This is a genomic window from Janthinobacterium sp. PSPC3-1, assembly GCF_049896105.1.
In the GTDB taxonomy this organism is placed as follows: domain Bacteria; phylum Pseudomonadota; class Gammaproteobacteria; order Burkholderiales; family Burkholderiaceae_D; genus Janthinobacterium.
Genome location: NZ_JAFCTQ010000003.1, coordinates 1 through 23,115, shown reverse-complemented (window position 1 = coordinate 23,115; position 23,115 = coordinate 1). Strand labels below are relative to the sequence as shown.

The following is a 23,115-nucleotide window of genomic DNA, read 5'->3' as shown; positions in this document are numbered from 1 at the left end:
AAGAGACCCGCCACGACATGCCACGGCGGGCAATTAATAATCTTGCATTCTATCACCCGCCTTGCGCAGGCTACGGTGAATCTGGCACCGTGCGCGGCGCGGCCAGGATCGCCGGTTTACTGTGACGAGCTTGCCTGCCAGCCACCGCCCAGCGCCTGGATCAGCGCCACCGCCGTGGTCTGCCGGTCGGCCTGGGCCTGCACCAGCTGGCGCCGCGCCGACAAGGCCGTGACCTGCGCCGTCACCACATCGGTATAGCCGACCTGGCCCGCGTTATAGCGGTTCAGCATCTGCTGTTCCACTTCATCGGCGGCGGCCGAGGCCTGGCGGCGCAGATCGATCTGCTCGGCCAGCGCGCGCGTGGCCGACAACTGGTCTTCGACCGTGCCGAAAGCGGCAAGCACGGTCTGGCGGTAGCGCGCCACGGCGGCTTCATGGCCGGCCTTGGCCGCATCCACGCTGGCGGTGGTGGCGCCCGCATTGAACACGGTTTGCGCGGCCGACACGCCCAGCGACCACAGGCTGGACGACGCGTTGAACAGGTCGCCTACCTTGCTGGCGCCGGAGCCGTACGACCCCGTCAGGTTCAGGCTGGGGTAATACGCGGAACGGGCGATGCCGATCTGCTCGTTGGCCAGCGCCACGCGGCGTTCGGCGGCGGCGATATCGGGCCGGCGCTGCAGCAAGGTCGATGGCACGCCGACGGGAACCTCGGGCACCGTGATGGTCCATGGCGCCACCGCCAGCGTGAAGTCGGACGGCGCGCGGCCCAGCAAAATGGCGATCGCATGTTCGAGCTGGGCCCGTGCGCGCACCTGGCTGGACAAATCGATCCGCGCATTGGCCAGCTGCGTCTGCGCCTGCAGCAGGTCCGATTTCGCGGCGATGCCGGAACTGAAGCGGTTGCGCGTGATGTCGAGCACGCGCTGGTAGCCTTCGATGGTGGAGGTCAGCAGCGCGATCTGCGCGTCGCTCTGGCGCAGCGAAAAGTAATTGGTGGCCAGCTCGCCCTGCGCCGACAGGCGCGCCGCGGCCAGGTCGGCCGCGGATGCCTGCGCGCTGGCGTCGGCGCCGCTCACGCCGGCGCGCAGCCGGCCCCAGATATCCGGTTCCCACGAGGCGCCCAGCGCCGCGCGGTAGTTGTTGCTGGTCTGCTGCTCGCCGCCGCCACCGGAACGCGTGCCGCTACCGGTCAGGTTCACGGTCGGGAACAGCGAGGCGCGCTGTTCGCGCACCAGCGCGCGCGCCTGCTCATACGAGGCGATGGCGGCGGCCACGTTCTGGTTCGACACTTCGATGCTGTCGGCCAGCTGGTTCAACTGCGTGTCGCCGAACAGCGTCCACCAGGGACCGCGTTCCAGGGTATCGGCCGGCGCGGCCGGCTGCCAGCCGGCGGCTTCCTTGAACGCGACCGGCGCGGGCGTCGCTGGTACTTCATACACGGGGCTGACGGCGCAGCCGGCCAGCAGCGCAAAAGCGGCCAAAGCCAGCACATGGCGCTGCAGGCGTGCGGGAACGGGGGACATACGGTGTTTTACTTGACTCATGATTGTGTGCTCGGGTTATCTGGCCCAGGAATGCGGCTCAATTGCTGCTCGTCGGCGCTGCGCGTGCGCAGTTTGTCGAGCAGGATGTAGACCACCGGAGTGGTCAGCAGTGTCAACAACTGGCTGGCAATCAGGCCGCCGATAATGGCGACCCCCAAGGGCTGGCGTAGCTCGGACCCCTCGCCGAAGCCGATCGCCAGCGGCAAGGCGCCCAGGGCCGCCGCCAGCGTCGTCATCAGGATGGGGCGGAAACGCAGCAGGCAAGCCTCGCGCACCGCCTCCAGCGCGCTCAAGCCCCGCGAACGTTCCGCTTCAAGTGCGAAGTCGATGATCAATATAGCATTTTTCTTGACGATGCCGATCAATAAAAACACGCCGATCAGGGCGATGATGGAAAACTCCATGCGGAACATCAGCAGCGCCAGCACCGCGCCGACGCCGGCCGAAGGCAGGGTCGACAGCACCGTGATCGGATGGATCAGGCTTTCGTACAGGATGCCCAGCACGATATAGATCACCACGATGGCCGCCAGGATCAGCAGCGGCTGCTCCTTGTTGCTGTCCTGGGCGCTCTTGGCCGAACCCTGGAAGCTGCCCCGCACATTCACGGGCATGCCGATTTCCGACTCGGCCTGCGCGACTGCCGCCTGGCCATCGCTGAGCGTATAGCCGTCGGCCAGGTTGAACGACACGGTGGTGGCCAGCTCGCCGCCCTGGTGGTTGATCGAGGTCGCCGTCGAGCTTTCGGCAAAGCTGCTGAACGACGACAGCGGCACCATGGTCGCCCGGGTTGTACTGAGCGCGGTGCCGCTCGATGGATCGCGCGCCGCCGTGGTGTTCGAGGTGGTGGCGGTCACCGCCGAGGTGACGGCGGACGTGGTAGTGGTGGTCACGGCCGCGTTGGAGGCCGGCACGTACACCGAGCGCAGCGCTTCCGGGCTTTGCGCATAACGGGGCGCCACTTCCATGATCACGTGGTACTGGTTCAGCTCATCGTAGATGGTCGCCACCTGGCGCTGGCCGAAGCTGTTGTACAGCGCATTGTCGATGTCGCGCACCTGCACCCCCAGTTCGGTGGCGCGGTCCTTGTCGATGCTGACAAAGGTCTCCACGCCATTTTCCGCCTGGTCGGTATCGACGTCGATCAGGGCCGCCTGCGATTTCATCTGGTCGGCCAGTTTTGCCGCCCATTTTTTCAGGTCGGCCTGGTTGTCGCTGATCAGGGTGTACTGGTAGGTCGAGTTGCTGGAACGCCCGCCCATGCGCAAATCCTGCACCGGATTGAGGAACAGCGAAATGCCGGTCACCTTGGCCAGCTGCGGCCGCAGGCGCGCGATCACGGCCTGCCCCTTGTCGGTGCGCTGGGAAGCGGGCTTCAGGTCGATGAACATGAAGCCGCCCCCTGCCCTGCCGCCACCCGTGAAGCCCACCACCGTGGCCACGGCCGGATCGGCCTTGATGATATCGACCAGCTGGCGCAGCTTGCCCTGCATGGCCTGGAACGAGATGCTCTGGTCGGCGCGCATGCCGCCATTGATCTGGCCCGTGTCCTGCTGCGGGAAAAAGCCTTTGGGCGCGGCCGCGAACAGATACACGTTCAGGCCCACCACGAAGACCAGGATGGTCATCACCAGCGCGGCGCTGGACAGGGCCCAGTCCAGGCAGTGCTCATAGCCCTTGAGCAGCTTGTCGAAACCGCGTTCGAACCAGCGCGCAATGGCGCCCGGCTTTTTATGCTGCTCGCCGCTTTTCAGCAGCCAGGCGCACATCATCGGCGTGGTGGTCAGCGAAATGACCAGCGAAATCATGACGGCGGCCGACAGGGTGACGGCAAACTCGCGGAACAGGCGCCCCACCTGGCCGCCCATGAACAGCAGCGGAATGAACACGGCCACCAGCGACAGGCTGATCGACAATACCGTAAAACCCACTTCGCGCGCGCCGAGCAGGGCTGCCTTGAAGCGGTCCATGCCGGCCTCGATATGGCGCTGGGTGTTTTCCAGCACCACGATGGCGTCATCGACGACAAAGCCGGTGGCCACCGTCAGCGCCATCAGCGACAGGTTGTTCAAGCTGAAGCCCAGCATGTACATCACGCCGAAGGTGCCCAGCAGCGACACAATCGTGGCCACCGCCGGAATGATGGTGGCGCGCACGCTGCGCAAAAAGGCGCTGACCACCAGCACCACCAGCACGATGGACAGGATCAGGGTGAACTCGATTTCGTGCAGGGAGGAGCGGATCGAATTGGTGCTGTCGGAGGCCACCTGCAGCTTGATGTCGCCTGGCAGCTGCGCCTGCAATTGCGGCAGCAGCGCGCGCACGCCGTCGACCGTGGCGATCACGTTGGCGCCGGGCTGGCGCGTGATCAGCACGATCACGGCCGGGTCGCCATTGAACAGGCCCAGGGTATTGCTGTTCTCGACGCCGTCGACCACTTCGGCCACGTCGTCCAGGCGGATGGCGGCGCCATCGCGCCAGGCCACCACCAGGCTGCGATAGTCGGCGGCGCTGCGCCCGCCGGAGGCCGTGCTGGCGCCCGAATAAATCTGCAGGCGGCGCTCGTCGCCCGAGATCGCGCCTTTCGGGCGATTGGCGTTGCTGGCCTGGATGGCGGCGCGCACGTCTTCCATCGACACGGCGTACTGGTTCAGCTGGTGCGGCAGCAGTTCCACGCGCACGGCCGGCAGCGAACCGCCGCCCAGTTCCACGTCGCCCACGCCCTTGACCTGCGCCACTTTCTGCTGCACCAGGTTCGAGACGGCGTCGTAGATCTGGCCCGGCGTGCGCGTCTTGGACGTGAGCGCCAGGATGATCACCGGCGCGTCGGACGGGTTGGCCTTGCGGTAGGTCGGGTTGCTGCGCAAGGTGGCCGGCAGGTCGACGCGCGACGCGGCGATCGCCGCCTGCACTTCGCGCGCGGCCGCGTCGATCTTGCGGTTCAGGTCGAATTGCAGGTTGATGCGCGCCGAGCCGGTGCTGGACGACGAGGTCATCTCGTTCACGCCCGAGATCACGCCCAGGCGCCGTTCCAGCGGCGTGGCCACCGACGACGCCATGGTGGCGGGGCTGGCGCCGGGCAGGCTGGCGCTGACCGAAATGGTCGGGTAGTCGACCTGCGGCAGCGGCGAGACGGGCAGCACGAAGAACGCGCCGATGCCCGCCAGCGCGATGCCGATGGTCAGCAGCACCGTGGCGATGGGCCGCTTGACGAAGGGTTCGGACAGATTCACGCCGCGCTCCCCGCCGGCGGATGGTCACCCGGCTTGTCGAGGCTGACGCCCTCTTTCGGCTTGCCCGCAAAGCGGCGGCCCAGGCGGTCAAAGCCCAGGTAGATCACCGGCGTGGTGAACAGGGTCAGCACCTGGCTGACGATCAAGCCGCCGAAAATGGCCAGGCCCAGCGGGCGGCGCAGTTCGGCGCCCTCGCCCCAGCCCAGCATCAGAGGCACGGCCGCGAACAGCGCCGCCAGGGTCGTCATCAGGATAGGCCGGAAGCGCAGCAAGGCCGCCTGGTGGATCGCTTCCTGCGGGCTCTTGCCCTGGTCGCGCTCCGCTTCGATGGCGAAGTCGATCATCATGATGGCGTTCTTCTTGACGATGCCGATCAGCAGGATGATGCCGATAATGCCGATCACGCCCAGGTCCTGGCCGGACAGCATCAGCGCCAGCAAGGCGCCGACGCCGGCCGACGGCAGGGTCGACAAAATCGTCAGCGGATGGATATAGCTTTCGTACAGCACGCCGAGCACGATATACACGCACACCACGGCCGCCAGGATCAGCCACAACTGGTTCGACAGCGAATTTTCATACGCGCCGGCGGCGCCTAGAAAGGTCATCGTTACGGAAGCAGGCAGGGCGATGTCGTGCGCGGCCTCGCGGATCGCATCGACCGCGCTGCCCAGCGCCACGCCCTTGGTGGTATCGAACCCCAGGGTGGTGGCCGGGTATTGCGCCACGTGCGTGATCTGCAGCGGCGACTGCTTCTCGGTGATGGTGGCAAACGCCGACAAGGGCGTCGACTTGCCGGAACCGGTGCGCACCTGCAGGTCGCCCAGGTCGGCCGGCGTGGTGACGATGCCCGGCTGCGCTTCGAGGATCACGCGGTACTGGTTGGTCTCGGTGAAAATCGTCGAGATGATGCGCTGGCCAAAGGCGTTGTACAGCGCGTCGTCGACGGTGGCGGTGGTGACCGACATGCGCGCCGCGCTGTCGCGGTCGATCGCCACGTTGACGGCCGCGCCGGTGGCGCCGGCGTCCGTGGTGACATTGCGCAGCTGCGATTTTTCACGCATGCGTGCCGCCAGTTTTGTGGCCCACTCGGTGACGATGGCCGTGTTGGCGCCTTCGAGCGACACGCGGTACTGCGTCGGGCCCGATTCGGCATCGATGGTCAGGTCCTGCGTCGGCTGCAGATACAGCGTCACGCCGGCCACCTTGGCCACGCGGTTGCGCAGCCGGTCCATGATGTCGTCCTGATGGTCGCTGCGCGAGCGCTTCAGGTTGATCAGCATGCTGCCGGTATGCAGCATGGTGTTGTTGGCCGCGTCGACGCCGACCAGGGAACTCAAGGTCTCGACGTCCGGGTCTTCCAGGATGGCGCTGGCGGCCGCCTGCTGCAGGCTGGCCATGCGTTCATACGAGACGGCTTGCGAGGTTTCGATGCGCGCCTGCAGCTGGCCCGTGTCCTGGGTCGGAAACAGGCCTTTCGGGATCGTCATGTACAGGATCACCGTCAGGATCAAGGTCGCCAGCGCGACCAGCAAGGTCAATCCCTGGCGCTTCAGCACCCACACCAGCGCATGGTCGTAGCGCACGATCACGCGGTCGAGGAAGGCCTGGATGCGCTGGCCGGTGGCGCCGATCTTTTCATCGGCGTGGCTTTTCAGCCAGCGCGCCGACATCATCGGCACCAGGGTCAGCGACACCACGGCGGAAATCAGGATGGTAATGGCCAAGGTCATGGCGAACTCGCGGAACAGGCGCCCCACCACGTCGCCCATGAACAGCAGCGGGATCAGCACGGCGATCAGCGAGACCGTCAGCGAAATGATGGTAAAGCCGATCTGCGACGCGCCTTTCAGGGCGGCGGCCATCGGCGTTTCGCCCTCTTCGATATAGCGGGCGATATTCTCGATCATGACGATCGCGTCATCGACCACAAAGCCGGTGGCGATCGTCAAGGCCATCAGGGACAGGTTGTTCAGGCTGTAGCCGAGCAAATACATCACGCCGCAGGCGCCGATCAGCGAGATCGGCACCGACAGGCTGGCGATCACGGTGGCGCGCAGGCTGTGCAAAAAGGCGAAGATCACCAGCACCACCAGCAGCACGGAAGCGAGCAGTTCCAGCTCCACGTGTTCGACCGAGGCACGGATGCCCGTCGTGCGGTCGCTCAATACATCGAGCTTCATGGCAGCCGGCAAGCTCGTTTGCAGCTCGGGCAAGAGCGCCTTGATGGCGTCGACCGTCTTGATCACATTGGCGCCGGGCTGGCGCTGCACGTTCAGGATAATCGCCGGCTGCTTGCCGGCCCAGGCGCCCAGGCGCGTGTTTTCGGCGCTGTCGACCACCGTGGCCACGTCCAGCAGGCGCACCGGCGCGCCGTTTTTATAGGTGATGATCAGCCGCTTGTAGTCTTCGGCCGTCACCAATTGATCGTTGGCGTTGATGGTGAACGAACGCGTGGGGCCGTCGAAACTGCCCTTGGCGCTGTTGACGTTGGCGGCCGCGATCGCGGTGCGCAGGCTGTCCAGGCCCAGGCCATAGGAGGCCAGCAGCTTGGTGTCGCCCTGGATGCGCACGGCCGGCCGCTGGCCGCCCGACAGCGAGACCAGGCCGACGCCATTGACCTGGCTGATCTTGAGCGCCAGGCGCGTGTTGACGATATTTTGCACCTGCGTCAGCGGCATGGTGTCGGACGTGATCGCCAGTGTCAGCACCGGCGCGTCGGCCGGATTGACCTTGGCGTAGACGGGCGGCGCCGGCAGGTCGGTCGGCAGCAGGGAGCCGCCGGCATTGATCGCCGCCTGCACTTCCTGCTCGGCCACGTCCAGCGTCTGGCCCAGGGTGAATTGCAGGGTGATGATGGAGACGCCGGCCGCGCTGGTCGAACTCATGCGCTGCAGGCCGGCCATCTGGCCGAACTGGCGCTCCAGCGGCGCGGTGACGGTCTGGCCCATGACTTCGGGGCTGGCGCCCGGATACAAGGTTTGCACCTGGATGGTCGGGAAATCAACCTGCGGCAAGGCCGCCAGCGGCAGGAACTTGAAGCCCACCATCCCGGCCAGCACGATGGCCAGCATCAGCAGCGCGGTGGCAACCGGCCGCTTGATGAACGGGGTCGATGGACTCATTGCGCCGCACCCTTCGCTGGCGCGGCGGCAGGTGCGGCCGGAGCCGACGCGGCCGGCGCAGCACCGTCAGCGTGCTGGCGGCGCTGGCGGTGTTCGCCGTTCGCGCCGCGCGCCCCCTGGCCCTGGCCAGCAGCGGCAGGCTTGTCGCCGGCCAGGGTGACTTTCGCGCCTTCCTTCAGGCGGTCGGCGCCTTCGGTGATTACCTTCTCGCCCGCTTCCAGGCCGGCGCGGATCTCCACCATGTCCGTGGTGGCCTGGCCGCGCGTGACCATGCGTACGGTGACGGTCTTGTCATCTTTCAACACGTAGACAAAGTCGCCGTTGTTACTGTGGCGCAGGGCCGTGACGGGCACCAGCACGGCGCCCGTGATATTGCCCATCTCCAGGCGCACATTGACGAACTGGCTGGGGAACAGCGCCATCTTGTCGTTGGCGTAGCGAGCCTTGGCGCGCACGGTGCCGGTCTGCACGTCGACCTGGTTGTCGAGCGCCGTCAGGCTGCCCTTGTCCAGCGTGATGCTGCGCGTGCGGTCCAGCGCCAGCGCCGGCAGCGCAACGTTCTGCGCCTGGCGTTCCTGGATGGTCTGCACCTTGTCTTGCGGGATCGAGAACTGCACGTCGATCGGCGACAGCTGGGTAATCACCACCACGCCGCCGGCGTCGCTGGTGCTGACCAGGTTGCCGATATCGACCACCTTCAGGCCGGCCCGGCCGCTGATCGGCGAGACCACCTTGGTGTAGCCGAGGTTCAGGCGCGCCGTGCCTTCGGCGGCGCGGTCGGTCATCACGGTGCCTTCCAGTTGCTTGACCAGCGCGGCCTGCGTGTCGACTTCCTGGCGCGCGATCGAATCCTGGCCCAGCAGGGTCTGGTAGCGTTTCAGGGTCAGGCGCGCGTTTTCCAGCTGCGCTTCATCGCGCTGGCGCTGGCCGCTGGCCTGCATCAAGGCCATCTCGAACTGCGCCGGGTCGATCAGCGCCACCACCTGGCCGGCCTTGACCATGGCGCCTTCCTTGAACTTGAGCTCTTTCAGGATGCCCGACACCTGCGGGCGCACCGTCACGGTCGAGGCCGCAGTCACGGTGCCGAGCGCATCGAGCACCACCGGCAGATCGGATTTCACGGCCGTGGCCACGCCGACCGTGGTCGAGGGTCCGCCGCGACGCCCGCCGCCGGGGCCACCAGGGCCGCCAGGACCGCCGGGCCCCATGGCGCCGGCGCCGCCTTGCGCGCTGGCGCCCGAGTGCGTCAGATACCATGCGCCGCCGCCGAGGGCGGCCATCACGGCCAGGGCAATCACGGTACCGACGATCTTGGAGCGGCGGCTGCGCCGTACTGGTGGGGGTGTCATCTGCGAATCCATCGCTTATCCTTTTATGAGCCGCTGGCACGGCATGGCTGTTGGGCGCCCGCCGAGTCGGTTCACTCTGGCAAGGCGCCCGTTTTTCGGGTATTTTTTACAAGATTAACGGGGAATCAAGAGCTGAAAATCAGCTGAAAAAACATCGTTCTCCATCGAGCGAGGACTCTAGCATAGTCATGTAACTGTTTCATTTCTGTCTGAAACAATTGCACATGGAAATAGAGGGTGCGCCGCGACGCCGCGCACGGCGGCATCAGGCTTGCAGGGGAGCGCGCAGGGGCGCCGGTGGCGGGAAGCCAGATACAAACTCGCTACAAATCTCCGGCGGCCTTTACTTGCCTTTACAGGCGTTCAATAAAAACAAGCCGGACGAGGCCGGCTTGGGGGGGGTAAAGCGAATGTCAACATCCAAATCTGTCGCCCTAACTTCGTAGCGTCATCACGGGCTTTTCCGCTTCATGAGCACATCGGCAAACTATGCCAGTGCTCAAGACGCAATCCCAGGCTCTCGGGCCCGCGTCTCAGGCCCGCCATTCTTGATATTTATTTGCCGCCCATCGGATCGGTGCACAGGCAGTGCGTCAGCGCCATGAACGGCTTGCGTTCGCTGGTGATGCTCGACAACCAGCTGAGGTCGCTGGCGATGCCCAGGGCGGCTTGTGGCGGCAGGCCGGTGGCTGCCAGGCCCAGTTTCACGTGTTCGCCCAAGCCCAGCGAGGCCATCGCCTTGGCGCCGAACATGCCGATCACGCGGTCGACGGTCGACGTTTCGCGCTCGACATACGTCACGCGGTAGTCGGCGCCCAGGTTGGCACGCTTGGCGGCCGAGGCCAGCGCATCGCGGTAGCTGCCGATGCGGTCGACCAGGTTGCGGTCTTTCGCCTGCAGGCCGGTCCACACGCGGCCCTGCGCCACTTCGTTGATTTTCTCGGGCGTGGTCTTGCGCGCCTTGGCGGCGATGCTGATGAAGTCGCCGTACACATGGTTGATCGAGCCCTGGATCACTTGCGCGAAACGCGGGTCGAGCGGGCGCAGCGGATTGCCGGCATCGGCCAGCCAGGTGGTCGGCGCGCCGGCCGTATGGATGCCCAGCTTGTCGATGACTTTTTCCGCCGTCGGCAGAATCGCGAACACGCCGATCGAACCGGTGATGGTGGCCGCGTCGGCGATCACTTCATCGGACGAGGTGCTGATCCAGTAGCCGCCCGAAGCGGCCACGTTGCCCATCGATACCACCACCGGCTTGCCGGCGGCGCGCGTCAGTTCCAGTTCACGGCGTATCAGTTCCGAACCGAAGGCGCTGCCGCCGGGCGAATCGATGCGCAGCACCACCGCCTTGATGGCCTTGTCTTCGCGCGCCTGGCGGATCAAACGCGAGGTGGACAGGCCGCCGATCGAACCGGCCGGCGCCACGCCGTCGCCGATTTCACCGGAAGCGATCACCACGCCGACGGCGTCGCCGACCAGCGCCGGATGCAAGCGGGCCAGGTAGTCGCTGTAGCCGACCTGGCGGAAGTTGTTGCCGTCCGCGTCCTTGGCGCCACGCGTCATCATCAGCTGGCGGATTTCATCGCGCGTTTTCAGGCCGTCGACCAGCTTGGCATTCAGGGAGGCCTTGGCGATATCGCCACCGGTCGCTTCCAGCAGCTGCGGCAGGTTGTCGATCGCGGCCATGATGGCGCCGGCCGGCAGCTTGCGGGCTTTTTCCACGTCGGTGGTGTAGGTGGTCCACAGGCCGTTGTTCAGGTAACGGTCCGCTTCGGCCGCCGCTTCCGACGGGCCGTTGGCGATAAACGGTTCGGCAAAGCTTTTGTAGGTGCCGACTTTCAGCAGGTTGACCGTGACGCCGACCTTGTCGAGCGCATCGCGGTAGTAATTGCGGTAGCGGCCAAAGCCTTCCAGCAGCACGCCGCCCATCGGGTGCACGAACACCTCGTCGGCTTTCGAGGCCAGCAGGTACTGGCGCTGGTTGTAGCTCGAACCCCAGGCCGTGACCTTCTTGCCGCTGGCGCGGAAGCGCTCGATGCCGGCCGCCACTTCGCGCAAGGAGGCCAGGCCGCCGCCTTCCAGGTCGTCGAGCAGCAGCACCATGGCGCCGACATTCTTGTCCTTGGCGGCCGTATCGAGCACGGCCAGCACATCGCGCAGCTGCACGGTTTTCTTGACGTCGCCGCTGACATTGGCCAGCACCGCTTCGCGCACGCCGCCCGGCGCCTCTTCCACCAGTGGACCTTGCAGGTCCAGCACCAGGGTGGTCTTTTCCTGCAGCGGCTTGGCGCCGCCGCCAAAGATGCCGATCAGGATGGCAATCACGATCAGCAGGAAAATCAGGTTGAACACGGCGCGGCGCGTGGCGTCGAGCGCACGCCAGAAGGCGCCGAAACCGCGGCGCAGCGGAGGAAACGGATTGAGTGACATTGATTGATGCTCCGTAGAGGGTGAGCTGAAAAAATCAATATAACTTAAAACCACATCAATAGTCTTGTTTTGGCAACTGCACCCCACCCTTTTGCGCCGGCGTGGAGATCAAAAACAGCCCGGCCAGCACCAGTCCACCGTTCAATATCAGCAGTTCCAGGCCGATGCGGTAATGCGCGAACAGCAGCGCCTGCTCCTGCTCGACCAGCGCGCACAACAGCGGCCCGGCCACCGCCACCAGCGGCACCCAGCGGTCGCGCACGCCGCGCCGGCTGAGCAGGCCGAACGCGAACAGTCCCAGCAGCGGCCCATAGGTATAGCTGGCCAGTTTCAGGATCACGCCTATCATGCTGGGGCTGTCCATCCATTTGAAGGCCATGATCAGGAGCAGGAACAGCGCGGCAAACCCCAGGTGCACGCGGCGGCGCCAGCGCATCTGCATGGCAGGAGTTAACTCTTTCCTGCGCTGCAGCCCCAGGATATCGATGCAGAAAGTCGAGGTCAGCGCCGTCAGCGCGCCGTCGACGCTGGGAAACAGGGCCGAAATCAGCGCGATGAAAAAGATCAGTTGCACAACCGCCGGGAAATGCCCCAGCACCACCGCCGGAAACAATTTATCTCCGGTCGCCGTCACGCCCGCCAAAGGCGCATACAAATGCAGCAGGCCGCCGAGGAACAAAAACAGCAGCAGCACGCCGGTCAGCACCACGGTAAGACTGAGCATGTTTTTCTGAGAATCACGCAAGGTGCGCACCGAGATATTCTTCTGCATCATCTCCTGGTCCATGCCCGTCATCGCGATCGTGATGAACATGCCGGCCACGATATGCTTCCACACATAGGCCGGGCTGTCCGGGTCCAGCGTGAACATGCGCGCCAGCCCCTGCGCGCGCATGCGCTCGAGGCTGTCGATTACGGAAAGATCCATCTCGCGCAGCAAAAACACGCTGCAGATCACCAGGCCGGCCAGCATGCAGGCCGTCTGCAAGGTATCGGTCCAGACGATGGTCTTGACCCCGCCTTCATAGGTGTACAGCAAAATCAGCAGCAGCACCACCGAGGCGGTGGCGCAGAACGGCACGCCCAGGCTGTCGAGGATGGTCGCCTGCAGGATATTAACCACCAGATACAGCCGCGCCGTCGCCCCCAGCAGCCGCGACAGGATAAAAAACGCCGCCCCGCTCTGGTAGGAGCGCCGCCCCAGCCGCAGCTCCAGGTAGCGGTAAATCGACGTCAGTTGCAGCCGGTAATACAGCGGCAGCAGAATAAACGTGATGGCCAGGTAGCCCAGTACATAGCCGATCATCAGCTGCACATAGCCAAAGCCGTCGCGCCCCACCGCACCCGGCACGCTGATAAAGGTCACGCCCGTGAGCGTCGTGCCCACCATGCCGAACGCGACCAGCATCCAGTTGCTGTCTTTGTTACCGATAAAAAAACTGTCATTGGTGGCATGGCGCGAGGTGCGCCATGCGACGGCCAGCAGGATCAGGAAATAGGCGAGGACGACGGAAAACAGGGTGGCGGGGGACATGAGGGCGCAAGCAAAACGGACAGGGGCGCAAATATACAGGAAAGCCGCGCGCCGGAAGAAATTGCGGCCAAGCCTGTACCTGGCGCGGCAATATCACACGCACCGTCCTGCCAGCCATGCCTCCGAGATAAGCTCGGGACGCTAGATGCCGATCTTTCCGTGAACTAAATGAGGTGTCATCTGCTGCACCAGGGACAATTGTGCGACCTTGTCCAGCGTTGCCAACAAGGCCAAGGACTTGGGCGACAAGGTGCCAAACAGCACTCGCCGTCTTGTATCCGCATCATCCAGCCCCATCGCTTGCAGCCGCGTCACTTCCTCAGGCGTCAGTTGGGAACGTAAGCGCACGGAAACATTGACCTCCTGATCGCGCTGCTGAACCAACCGCGAGTTCAGAGCGGCATCAAACTTTGCAATGTTCATGATTTACACCTTGACTAGGCCATAGCCCCACTTTATATCATGCGTCCCGGAGTCGGCATGCGGCACGCACGAATTTTTTTTAAGCCACTCTTTTGCCACGCTCGGTGTTGCTTTTGGATGGCTTTCCAAAAACAAGGCCAGCAACCCGGTCACCACCGGTGCCGCCATGCTGGTGCCCGCCATCATTCTATAGTTTCCTGCAACAAGATCGTTGGGGTCTACCGATGAGTCAGATGAGGAGCAGGAAGCAATCATCGCTCCTGGCGCGGTGACGTCAGGTTTCAACCTGCCACCGCGCAGCGGTCCGGGGCTGCTGAATTCAGACACCGAATGCAGCGCCAATCCGACCGACACGGATGCTCCGGACAGGTCATTCCATTGATTGCGACTGGTGTAGGAAGCAACGGTCACCGCTTCATGCGCCGCTCCCGGCGCGCCGATCAAGGTATCACGGACCGGCGCCATGAATTCCGCCGCACCAGGCCCCTCCGGATCGAGCACCAGCCATACATCAACAGCGCTCGCCTTGCCCGATTTCAGCCGTACTTCCAGCACCCATGTTCCTTCCTGGATCGCATCAGCATCGCCAAAGATTTCCATCAAAAACTGCCTGTCACCATTGGGCGCCAGTGCGTCCGGCGTGGAAATGACGACCTTGTCATTTCCAAGATAGTAAGATTTTGCGGCTGGGTCCTTGCCGATCAATCCTTGCCATGACGTTTTTTTGCCAGTGGGACTGTGCAACCTTGTTTCACACCTGGCCGCGCCGCCATACCAGCCATTCAGTATCAATGGCGGCGCCCCCGCAGGAGACGTGCCGGGTTTCACTGCCAGCTCAAACCGTGTCGGCGGCCCTGCCCCGACCTCTTTACGGGCATGTATCGGCGCGCGGCCCTCATTGCCGGCAGACGCAACCACCAGGCGCCCCTCCCTGCATTCGTCGCTGATGCCGATACTGGTGTCGTCCTCGCCATCATGGCTGCCAAAGTGTCCACCCAGACTCAGGTTGACCACGCAGGCACGGCCGAGTTTTTCTGCCTCGCTGAATATCCAGCGCACCCCTTCCACGACGGCGCTGGTCTGGAAGTTGGTCTTGACGATCAGGTAGCACGTCTCTGGCGCGATGCCGCCGTAGATTGATCCGGCACCGCCTGCGATGCCGGCGACATGCGTGCCATGTCCATGCACGTCTTTGCTGGCCGCCATGGCCTCACCGGTCAGTATCGTTCCAAGCTTGCTGAAGCCTGTTCCTGGTCCCGGCCCCGCGATTTCCTGATCCCATATCTTCAACACCCGCCCCGCAAAGGCTTCATGGCTGATATCCATGCCGGTATCGACGATGCCAATAATGACGCCTTTTCCTGACACCTTGTACTTGTCTGCAAATTGCGGCACACCGATCAATGGCGATGCAATGTCCATCAGTGGCCACAGACGCTTGGGTGCCGATACCCGCGTTACCCGCTCATCAGCGATAAAGTCCGACAGGCTCGCGGACGGCACAATTGCCGTCATTACCTCGCCCCTGCCTTTTGCCAACGGTATGCTGGCAATCGATGTTGCTTCGGTCGTGCTGCAGCGGACAAAGACGTGATAACTCAATACAGAAACGCCACTTTTTTTGCCTGCCGCTGGCCCCAACCGCGCTCTCAAGGCAGAGCTCGGTTCACCGGACGCCACCAGGGCGGCCATGCTTGCCGACATCTTGCAGTTGCCGCCAAAGGCAGCATTGTTTTTATATGCCATTGCTGTCAGTCAAACCAAAACATCAACAGTAATTTGACCGCCAGGACCCGATAAAGTTTCAAAAATCCAAACAAAGATCGCCAACCTGAGCCGCCGCGACAAAAAAGCCAGCGGCGTGCATACAGCAAAGCGCCCGTCTCCTTGCGAAGACGGGCGCTTTTTTACTTGCCTGCCGGTTCACGCCGGCATCAGATGCGGCAGCTTATTTCGACAGTTTCACCTGCGACAACTCCGCCGTCAGGTAGCCGACCGCGCCACTGAACTTGTTGTTGTAGTTGGTGTTGATCATGATGTTGATCTGGTCCTTCAGCGCCGATGGCAAGGTCGGGAAGCGGTTCCACTCGTCGCCCGGGTGCTGGAAGTTGCTCATCACGTAGGTCCAGCCATTGATTTCGTCGACCGCGTGCAGGCCGGTCGATTCCGCGCCGGCCGGGCACGACAGCAGGCGTTCCAGTTTCTTGGTGTCGACGTTGTAGCCCCACAGGAAGTTGTTCAGGTGGTTGCCGCTGTCTTCGCCGATAAACAGGGTGCGCAGTTTTTCCGAGAACTTCAGGTTGTCGGGGCTGGCGATCTTGTCCGGATTGGCGGTGTTGCCCAGGGCGTCGCCGGCGATGTCTTCGCCTGCCAGCAGCACGGTCGACTCGCTCGGTACCCATTCGCTGTCGATGGCCGCGCCGGTGTCATCCTTCTGGCCACCGGCCAGCTTGTGCGACACGACGCCGCCCGCCACCAGTTTCTTGAACTTGACGTTGTGGCCGGCCACGTAGCCCGAACCGCCCTCGACCATCGAGTCCTGGATATTGGCGTAGGCCGAATAGGCGATCTTGTCCTTGGCGTTGACCGTCGTGCCTTCGTTCTTGGTGAAAGCCATGCTGCCGCCCTTGAGGGCTGCGTAGCGGTGGGTTTCCAGGAAGGCGGCGGCTTTTTCCTGGCCGGCCTTGACGCGGACCCAGGCGGTTTTCTTGTTCAGCACGATCTTCGTGTAGCTGGTGTCGTTCGGATCGGTCAGGGTCGAATCCATGATGTCGGTGGCCTTGATGCCGCCGTCGACCAGCGCCTTGATCTCGGCGTGCGTGCCACGGCCCAGCTTGACCCATTGCAGCTTGCCGGTGGTGGTCTCGGTCAGCTGCGTCGTGTATTTGGCGACGTACAGGGTGCCGCCTGCCGCCAGGTCGGCGGCCTTGTCGGCCACGAACATGAACAGGCCGCCATTGGTGTAATCATCGCCGCCCAGGATGGTGCGCTGGTCGGGCATGACCTGCACCAGTTCGCGCGAGTAGCGGCCCAGGCAGTAGTGCTTCTTGATGCTGCCGGTGCCGTCCGGATTCACGGAAACCTCTGGCAGGTGGCCGTAGTCGTACGGATTGGCGGTGGCGGTGTTGCCGAAGACGTTCTTGCTGAACTCCTTGAGCACGGCCAGGGTCTGGCCACCCAGGCCCTGGTCGAAGGCATCGGGCTCGTACTCTTCGCTCGACAGGTGGGTGTTCCATGGTGACAGGCTGGCGCCGCAGGTGATCCACAGGCCCTTGACGGACGAGGTATCGACATTGTGGTATTTCACCATCGACAGCTTGCCGGTGGTCTGGTCCTGGTCCAGGGTCAGCACGGCGATCGGCGACGGCAAGGTGCCGTAGGTGGACGCGCCGGCCTGGTTCAGCGAGTTGTATTCAAACTGCACCACGGCAAACACCGGCTTGCCCTTGATGCCGGTCACGGTAGGGTTGGCCACCGTCAGCATCGAGCTGCCGTCCGGCGAGTCCGAGAAGAACTGGCGCTCCCTGCCTGCCACCGAACTGTCGATGATGGGCTGGTTCTTGATGTCGACATAGCCGCCCGCGATCACGGTGCCGCCCTTGCCATCCGGCACGCGGTCACCGGTCAGGAAGAATGGCTGGTACGCCAGGTTATAGCTGTTGCTGCTGCCATCGCTGAAATTGACCTTGAGCTTGGAGCCGACGGTGGTGGTGGCCAGTGCGGCAGGCGAACTGGCGGCTGGTGCGGCCATGCCGGTGAATTCGGCCGTGGTAAACGTCGCGGTGGGCGTGACCGGCGTGGTCACCGGAGGCAGGTCGTTATCCGAGCTGCCGCCGCAGCCGGACAGCAAGGCGCTGACACCGGTCAGGCCGGCAAGCGGCAGCATGGGGGCACCGGCGAACAGTTGCAACAGGCGGCGGCGGGTGGACTCAGGAGCGTAATTCGACATTTTTTGTTTCTTCCGTTATAAATAAATATCGTGGGACAGACCAGCGTGAAGACGAGGTCGGATCATAGAGGACAAATATTTCAGCTTGATGACCTGACAACGGCGTGATCATCAAGCTGGACACGGAAAAAACGGCAGCCGTACGCTATGGCCTCAATGGCCGGCCGCATGAATCGACTTTTCGCCGACACGTACCGGTATCGGATTCTTGCGATCGAGCCGTCCGCTCAGCGCCGTCAGGCCGAACGCCCCCAGCACCACCAGCGCGCCAATCCAGCCGGTATGGACCAGGCCCAGGTGTTCGACGATCAGGCCGCCACCCCATGCGCCGCCGGCGATGCCCAGGTTGAAGGCGGCGATATTCAGGCCCGAGGCGACATCGACGGCGCGCGGCGTGAAGTGTTCCGCTTGCCGCACCACGTACACTTGCAGGCCAGCCACGTTACCGAAGGCGACGGCGCCCCACAGCAGCACGGTGATGACCACCAGCACCGGATGCGGCGCGGTAAAGGTCAGCAGCAGCAATACCGCGGCGAGCAGCAAAAAGATCAATTTCAATGCGGCGACCGGGCCGCGCTGGTCGGCCAGCTTGCCGCCCCAGATATTGCCGAACGCGACCGACACGCCGTACACCAGCATCACCAGGCCGACGGCGTTCGCGCCCAGGCCGGACACTTGCTGCAGGATGGGCGCCAGGTAAGTGAAGGCGATAAACGAGCCGCCGTAGCCGACCGCCGTCATGGCGTACACCAGCAGCAGGCGCGGCTGGCCCAGCACCTGCACTTGTTGCAGCAGGGATGCCGGTTTGCTGTGCGCGATGGTCGACGGCACATACAGCAGGCTGCCGACAAAGGCGACCAGGCCCAGCGCGGAAACGGCCAGGAAGGTTTCGCGCCAGCCGAAATGCTGGCCGATAAAGGTACCCAGCGGCACGCCGGTCACCAGCGCCACGGTCAGTCCCGTAAACATGATGGCGATCGCACTGGCGGCTTTTTCCTTCGGCACCAGCGAGGTGGCGATGGTCGAGCCGATCGAGAAGAACACGCCGTGCGCCAGGCCCGTCAGGATGCGGGCGATCACCAGGGTTTCATAGCCGGGCGCCTTCCAGGCCAGCAAGTTGCCGAGGGTGAACAACACCATCAGGGTCAAGAGCAAGGTCTTGCGCGGCACCTTGCCGGTCAGGGCGGTGAGCACCGGCGCGCCGATGGCCACGCCCAGCGCGTACAGGCTGACCAGCAAACCAGCCGACGGCAGGTTCACGCCCAGGTCCTGCGCGATGGTGGGCAGCAGCCCGACAATGACAAACTCGGTGGTGCCGATGGCAAAGGCGCTGATGGTCAGCGCCAGCAGGGCAATGGGGATATTGAACATGGAACACTCCGATAAAGTTGATAGCACGCAGTATCGGAGTTTTCTTTGTTTCGAAAAATACCTCATTGAGCAGAAGATACTTGCGCCAATCTCAACAATGCGGCTATCTGCTAGAATGGCCGCATGAATTCAGACAAACTGGCGCTGCTGCTGACGCGCGAAATGCCATATGGGAAGTATCAGGGACGGCTGCTGGCCGACCTGCCCGGCCATTACCTGGGCTGGTTCGCGCGCGAGGGTTTCCCCTCGGGCGAACTGGGCAGTTTGATTGCGCTGATGTACGAGCTCGATCACAACGACCTGCGCGGCCTGCTCGATCCGCTCAGGCCGCCAAGCTGGAAACGCCAACAGGACTAGCTGGAAGACGCCACGCTTTTCGCCTGCGCCGCCTTGGACAGCGCCGTCGTATAGGCCTCGTAGACGCCGAAGATCTGATGCACCAGTTTGCTGCCGCCGGCCAGCACGGCGCCTGTCAGCACCACGTCGACGGCGATAAAGGCGCTGTATTGATCCTGCACCGACAGCGGCAGGCCGGGCGCCGAAATCGGCGTCAGCACCATGATCTGCGACAGGAAACGGAAGCCCACGGCCGAGGTGATCATGCCCAGCGCCAGGCCGACCCAGGTGGTGGCCTTGATGGTCGCCACGGTGTAGGGCAGCAGGGCTTTTTCCTCGGCGTCGACGTTCAGGTCGGCCTGCTCGATTTGCTGGCGCGCATCGTCCAGCGCCGTGCCGATGGCGGTCTTGCGGTCGTCCAGCGGGCCAGGCGTGCCATTGAGTTCGGCCAATAAATCGCTGACGCGGCGCTTCAGGCGGCCGCGCTGGGCCTGCCACCAGGTGATGGCCTGCTGGTGCGCCGCCACTTCGGGCGGCGCCCACAGCGAGACGAACACTTCGATCATGCGCTCGACAAACAGGGCCACCAGCAACATCGAGCCGAAGATGCCCGGCACCAGCGCCGTAAAATTGGCCTGGAAGGCCAGCGCGCCGGCCTGCCAGCTGGCCGCCAGCGCCACAGCCGCCACGCACAGCAGCGCGCACGCCGCCATCAGTCCCTTGCCCGTCCTGCCTTGCACGCCCTCGTCATTCGCCATCGCTCGCCTTTCGCCTTACGGCATGAAAAGCTTCACTATAAGCAATAGGGCGGCGGGCAAATCTCTCGCATTATCACTCGCCGCGCGGCGGCTTAAAACTGGCGCACTTTTTTTGCCAGCATGGCCGACAATTCGCCGGATGCGACCAGCGCCTGCAACTCGCTGGCGCCGCCGACCAGCACGCCATTCACGAACACCATCGGAAAAGTCGGCCAGCCGCTCCACATCTTGAGCGCGTTGCGGCGGTGCCACTGGTTCAGGTAGCTGCCGTATTGCAGATACTGGTAGGGCGTGCCGAGCACGTCGAGAATCTTGCGCGCCTTGCGCGGAAACGGATTGAGCGCCATGCCGACCACCACCACCTGATGCGCGGCAATCGCCGCCTGCACTTCGCGCACGATATCGCCATGCTTGCCGCCGATCGAGGCACGGACGGCGGGATGAATCTGGGTTTCGTCGAGAATGGCGCGGGTCATGGAAGTCCTGTGGGGAGGCACGTTGCGTGCGGATCGCGCATTGTAGCCTGTGCTGCCCGGCAGTAGCGCGGCACGGTGGAGTTTGCTACAATAATGAGAATAATTCTCAATCAGCTATTTTCCATGACAGCAGGCACGGCCTCCGATCTTCTCACCGACATGGTCAGCCAGAACCACGGCTGGCTGGTGGGGTGGTTGCGCGGCAAGCTGGGCAACGCCTTCGACGCCGCCGACGTGGCCCAGGATACCTATGTGCGCGTGCTGGTCACGGGCCGCGTGCCCGAGCAGACCGAACAGTCTCGCGCCTACCTGGTGCGCATCGCCAAGCACCTGGTGGTGGACCTGTACCGGCGCCGCCGCCTCGAACATGCTTACATGGAAGCGCTGCGGCACCTTCCGCCGGCCCAGTTGCCGTCGCTGGAAGAGCGCGCCATCACGCTCGAAACCCTGTGCCGGCTCGACGCCGCCCTGGACCGCCTGCCGGTGCGGGTGCGCGAGGCGTTCCTGCTGTCGCAGTTCGACGGCCTGACCTACAGCGCCATCGCGCAGCAGCTGGACGTGTCGGTCGCCTCGGTGCGCAAATACATGCTGCAGGCGGCGCAGGCCTGCTTTGCCGTGATGGCCGCCTGATTGAACGGCGCCACCGACAGCGTGCCGTCCGAACTGCATCAGCAGGCGCTTTCCTGGCTGGTGACGATGTGGTCCGGCGAAGCGACCCACGAAGAACAGCAGGCGTTGAGCCGCTGGCGCCAGGCGTCGGCCGCGCATGAGCAAGCCTGGCAGGCGGTGCAGCAGATGCAGCAGCGCCTGCGCAGCGTGCCGGCCGGAACCGCCGGCCCGGTGCTGCGCGCCGCGTCCCGGCGCAACAGCCGGCGCGCCGTGCTGCGCGGCCTGGCGCTGCTGTGCGGCGGCGGCGCGGCGTTGCAGGCCGTGCGCGAGACCGAAAGCTGGCAGGCGATGACGGCGCAATACAGCACCGCCACCGGCGAACGGCGCGACATCGTGCTGGCCGACGGCAGCCGCATCGCCATGAACACGGCCACCGCGCTGGACGTGCGCTTCGATGCCGGCCAGCGCCGCATCGACCTGCACCGCGGCGAGATCATGATTACCACCGGCAAGGATCATGGCCGGCCCTACCGCCCTTTCGTGGTCCACACGGCGCACGGCACGGCGCGCGCGCTGGGCACGCGTTTCCTGGTCTACCAGCATGGCGAACATACGCAGGTGCAAGTCTACGAGGGCGTGGTGGAAGTACGGCCACGCCTGCAGCCGGCGTCGCTGCGGCGGCTGGCGGCCGGCAGCCAGCTGCGCCTGAGCGCACGGCAGGCCGAGCCGCCCCAGCCGCTGCCACCCCTTGATCCAGCCTGGCTGGCTGGCGAACTGGAAGCCGAGCAGATGCGCCTGCAGGATTTCCTGGCCGAGCTGGCGCGCCATCGGCACGGTGTGATCGATTGCGATCCGGCCGTGGCCAACCAGCTGGTATCGGGCATCTACCCGCTGGGCGACACCGACAAAGTGCTGGCCGCCCTGGTGCAGGCGCTGCCGGTGCAGGTGCGTTACCGGACCCGTTACTGGGTGACGGTGCAGCCCGTCGAAAAAAAAAGCTATGTCATCAAAAGCAGTGGGAACGCCAAGCAGTTGCCGAGGTCTAACTGATCAGGTATTTCCTTCCAGGAGCCGATCGTGGACACAGCCCAGTGGCAGATTTTTGCCAAACAATTTTCACAACTATCGCATCGCCAGCGTATTGCCAGCAGCAGCTTGTTGCGCAGCGGCGCGCCGCAGGATCCGGCTGTTGCCCTGATTGAGCAGACAGCACAGGCGCAGTTGCATTGCCCCGCCTGCCAATCGACCCATTTCCACCGCCACGGCCAGGCCCACGGCCTGCAACGCTATCGCTGTGTTCCTTGTGGCAAAACTTTCAATGCCTTGACCGGCACGCCGCTGGCGTATCTGCACCACAAGACGCAGTGGCTTGCCTATGCGGATTGCCTGCTCAATTCGTTTTCGGTGCGCAAGGCCGCCGCGCAAGTAAATATCCATCGCAATACCAGCTTTCGCTGGCGCCATCGTTTTCTTGCGCTGGCCAAGACCGACCGGCCACGCTGCCTGCATGGCATCACCGAGGCCGACGAGATGTATGTGCTGGAGTCGCAAAAAGGTTCACGGCACCTGACGCGTCCGGCACGCAGACGTGGTGGCTGCGCAGGCAAACCTGGCATTTCCAATCAACAGGTATGTGTCCTGGTGGCGCGTGACCGCACCGGGCAAACCGTCGATTTCGTCACTGGCTTGGGCCAGCTGACCAAGGCCAGGCTGCACACCTGCCTGCCAGCGGTGATCGACCGCGATATTTTGTTGGTGAGCGATGGCCATCCGGCCTATCCCGTGTTTGCCAGGGAGCTCGGCATCCAGCATGAAGCCGTCAACTTGCGGGCCGGCATCCGCGTGCGCGGTGCGGTGCACGTGCAGAACGTCAATGCGTATCACAGCCGCTTGCGTGGCTGGCTGCGCGCCTTTCATGGCGTCGCGACGCGCTATCTGCCCAACTACCTGGGCTGGCGCTGGATACTGGACGCCA

The 23,115-nt window shown here is 64.1% G+C and carries 16 protein-coding genes; 4 read left to right on the top strand and 12 right to left on the bottom strand.

The window, feature by feature from the left end; all coding sequences use genetic code 11:
• Nucleotides 1-116: 116 nt before the first annotated feature.
• The 10 genes from ACP7B7_RS04565 to ACP7B7_RS04520 form a co-directional block, all read right to left on the bottom strand.
• Nucleotides 117-1,526 carry an efflux transporter outer membrane subunit gene (locus ACP7B7_RS04565; RefSeq protein WP_426075892.1) on the bottom strand — a complete coding sequence of 470 codons (1,410 nt, stop codon included), beginning with the start codon at nt 1,524-1,526 and terminating at the stop codon, nt 117-119.
• 17 nt (nt 1,527-1,543) lie between these two features.
• Nucleotides 1,544-4,780 carry an efflux RND transporter permease subunit gene (locus ACP7B7_RS04560; protein WP_426075891.1) on the bottom strand — a complete coding sequence of 1,079 codons (3,237 nt, stop codon included), beginning with the start codon at nt 4,778-4,780 and terminating at the stop codon, nt 1,544-1,546.
• A complete protein-coding gene (locus ACP7B7_RS04555) occupies nt 4,777-7,905 on the bottom strand; it encodes an efflux RND transporter permease subunit (protein ID WP_426075890.1) in 3,129 nt (1,042 codons plus the stop codon). Before ACP7B7_RS04555 ends, ACP7B7_RS04560 begins: the two co-directional genes overlap by 4 nt.
• Complete coding sequence (locus tag ACP7B7_RS04550) at nt 7,902-9,254, bottom strand: efflux RND transporter periplasmic adaptor subunit (RefSeq protein ID WP_426075889.1); 1,353 nt, start codon at nt 9,252-9,254, stop codon at nt 7,902-7,904. Before ACP7B7_RS04550 ends, ACP7B7_RS04555 begins: the two co-directional genes overlap by 4 nt.
• A 555-nt stretch (nt 9,255-9,809) precedes the next feature.
• Entirely contained in the window at nt 9,810-11,684 is a 1,875-nt protein-coding gene (gene sppA / locus ACP7B7_RS04545) for a signal peptide peptidase SppA (RefSeq protein ID WP_426075888.1), read from the bottom strand.
• 55 nt (nt 11,685-11,739) lie between these two features.
• On the bottom strand, nt 11,740-13,218 hold the full coding sequence (locus ACP7B7_RS04540) for a sodium:solute symporter (RefSeq protein WP_426075887.1): 1,479 nt from the start codon (nt 13,216-13,218) through the stop codon (nt 11,740-11,742).
• 141 nt (nt 13,219-13,359) lie between these two features.
• Entirely contained in the window at nt 13,360-13,641 is a 282-nt protein-coding gene (locus tag ACP7B7_RS04535; protein ID WP_308925453.1) for a hypothetical protein, read from the bottom strand.
• A gap of 3 nt (nt 13,642-13,644) precedes the next feature.
• Nucleotides 13,645-15,387 carry a S8 family serine peptidase gene (locus ACP7B7_RS04530; protein ID WP_308925452.1) on the bottom strand — a complete coding sequence of 581 codons (1,743 nt, stop codon included), beginning with the start codon at nt 15,385-15,387 and terminating at the stop codon, nt 13,645-13,647.
• A gap of 202 nt (nt 15,388-15,589) precedes the next feature.
• Nucleotides 15,590-17,590, bottom strand: coding sequence for a PhoX family protein (locus ACP7B7_RS04525; protein ID WP_308925451.1), 2,001 nt, complete (start codon nt 17,588-17,590; stop codon nt 15,590-15,592).
• Nucleotides 17,591-17,743: 153 nt separating this feature from the next.
• On the bottom strand, nt 17,744-18,952 hold the full coding sequence (locus tag ACP7B7_RS04520; protein ID WP_308925724.1) for an MFS transporter: 1,209 nt from the start codon (nt 18,950-18,952) through the stop codon (nt 17,744-17,746).
• A gap of 132 nt (nt 18,953-19,084) precedes the next feature.
• On the opposite strand from ACP7B7_RS04520, the gene ACP7B7_RS04515 reads away from it, so the two are divergent.
• A complete protein-coding gene (locus tag ACP7B7_RS04515) occupies nt 19,085-19,318 on the top strand; it encodes a DUF3820 family protein (RefSeq protein WP_308925450.1) in 234 nt (77 codons plus the stop codon).
• Here the strand turns inward: ACP7B7_RS04515 and ACP7B7_RS04510 are convergent.
• The gene (locus tag ACP7B7_RS04510; protein WP_308925449.1) at nt 19,315-20,055 is read right to left on the bottom strand and encodes a hypothetical protein; all 741 of its coding nucleotides are present in this window, start codon (nt 20,053-20,055) and stop codon (nt 19,315-19,317) included. The genes ACP7B7_RS04515 and ACP7B7_RS04510 overlap by 4 nt on opposite strands.
• Nucleotides 20,056-20,147: 92 nt before the next feature.
• Nucleotides 20,148-20,531 carry a glutaredoxin domain-containing protein gene (locus ACP7B7_RS04505; protein WP_426075886.1) on the bottom strand — a complete coding sequence of 128 codons (384 nt, stop codon included), beginning with the start codon at nt 20,529-20,531 and terminating at the stop codon, nt 20,148-20,150.
• A gap of 123 nt (nt 20,532-20,654) precedes the next feature.
• On the opposite strand from ACP7B7_RS04505, the gene ACP7B7_RS04500 reads away from it, so the two are divergent.
• The 3 genes from ACP7B7_RS04500 to ACP7B7_RS04490 all read left to right on the top strand — a co-directional run.
• A complete protein-coding gene (locus tag ACP7B7_RS04500; protein ID WP_426075885.1) occupies nt 20,655-21,161 on the top strand; it encodes a sigma-70 family RNA polymerase sigma factor in 507 nt (168 codons plus the stop codon).
• A complete protein-coding gene (locus ACP7B7_RS04495) occupies nt 21,162-22,190 on the top strand; it encodes a FecR domain-containing protein (RefSeq protein ID WP_426075884.1) in 1,029 nt (342 codons plus the stop codon).
• Between the two features lie 27 nt (nt 22,191-22,217).
• Nucleotides 22,218-23,115 (top strand): IS1595 family transposase (locus tag ACP7B7_RS04490; RefSeq protein ID WP_426075883.1); only part of this gene is annotated, 898 nt, incomplete at its 3' end.

What these genes read in the sequence shown, in the direction of transcription:
- ACP7B7_RS04565 (WP_426075892.1), bottom strand. Translation starts at nt 1,526, where the DNA reads ATGTCCCCCGTTCCCGCACGCCTGCAGCGCCATGTGCTGGCTTTGGCC.
- ACP7B7_RS04555 (WP_426075890.1), bottom strand. Translation starts at nt 7,905, where the DNA reads ATGAGTCCATCGACCCCGTTCATCAAGCGGCCGGTTGCCACCGCGCTG.
- ACP7B7_RS04550 (WP_426075889.1), bottom strand. Translation starts at nt 9,254, where the DNA reads ATGACACCCCCACCAGTACGGCGCAGCCGCCGCTCCAAGATCGTCGGT.
- sppA (WP_426075888.1), bottom strand. Translation starts at nt 11,684, where the DNA reads ATGTCACTCAATCCGTTTCCTCCGCTGCGCCGCGGTTTCGGCGCCTTC.
- ACP7B7_RS04540 (WP_426075887.1), bottom strand. Translation starts at nt 13,218, where the DNA reads ATGTCCCCCGCCACCCTGTTTTCCGTCGTCCTCGCCTATTTCCTGATC.
- ACP7B7_RS04535 (WP_308925453.1), bottom strand. Translation starts at nt 13,641, where the DNA reads ATGAACATTGCAAAGTTTGATGCCGCTCTGAACTCGCGGTTGGTTCAG.
- ACP7B7_RS04530 (WP_308925452.1), bottom strand. Translation starts at nt 15,387, where the DNA reads ATGGCATATAAAAACAATGCTGCCTTTGGCGGCAACTGCAAGATGTCG.
- ACP7B7_RS04525 (WP_308925451.1), bottom strand. Translation starts at nt 17,590, where the DNA reads ATGTCGAATTACGCTCCTGAGTCCACCCGCCGCCGCCTGTTGCAACTG.
- ACP7B7_RS04515 (WP_308925450.1), top strand. Translation starts at nt 19,085, where the DNA reads ATGAATTCAGACAAACTGGCGCTGCTGCTGACGCGCGAAATGCCATAT.
- ACP7B7_RS04510 (WP_308925449.1), bottom strand. Translation starts at nt 20,055, where the DNA reads ATGGCGAATGACGAGGGCGTGCAAGGCAGGACGGGCAAGGGACTGATG.
- ACP7B7_RS04505 (WP_426075886.1), bottom strand. Translation starts at nt 20,531, where the DNA reads ATGACCCGCGCCATTCTCGACGAAACCCAGATTCATCCCGCCGTCCGT.
- ACP7B7_RS04500 (WP_426075885.1), top strand. Translation starts at nt 20,655, where the DNA reads ATGACAGCAGGCACGGCCTCCGATCTTCTCACCGACATGGTCAGCCAG.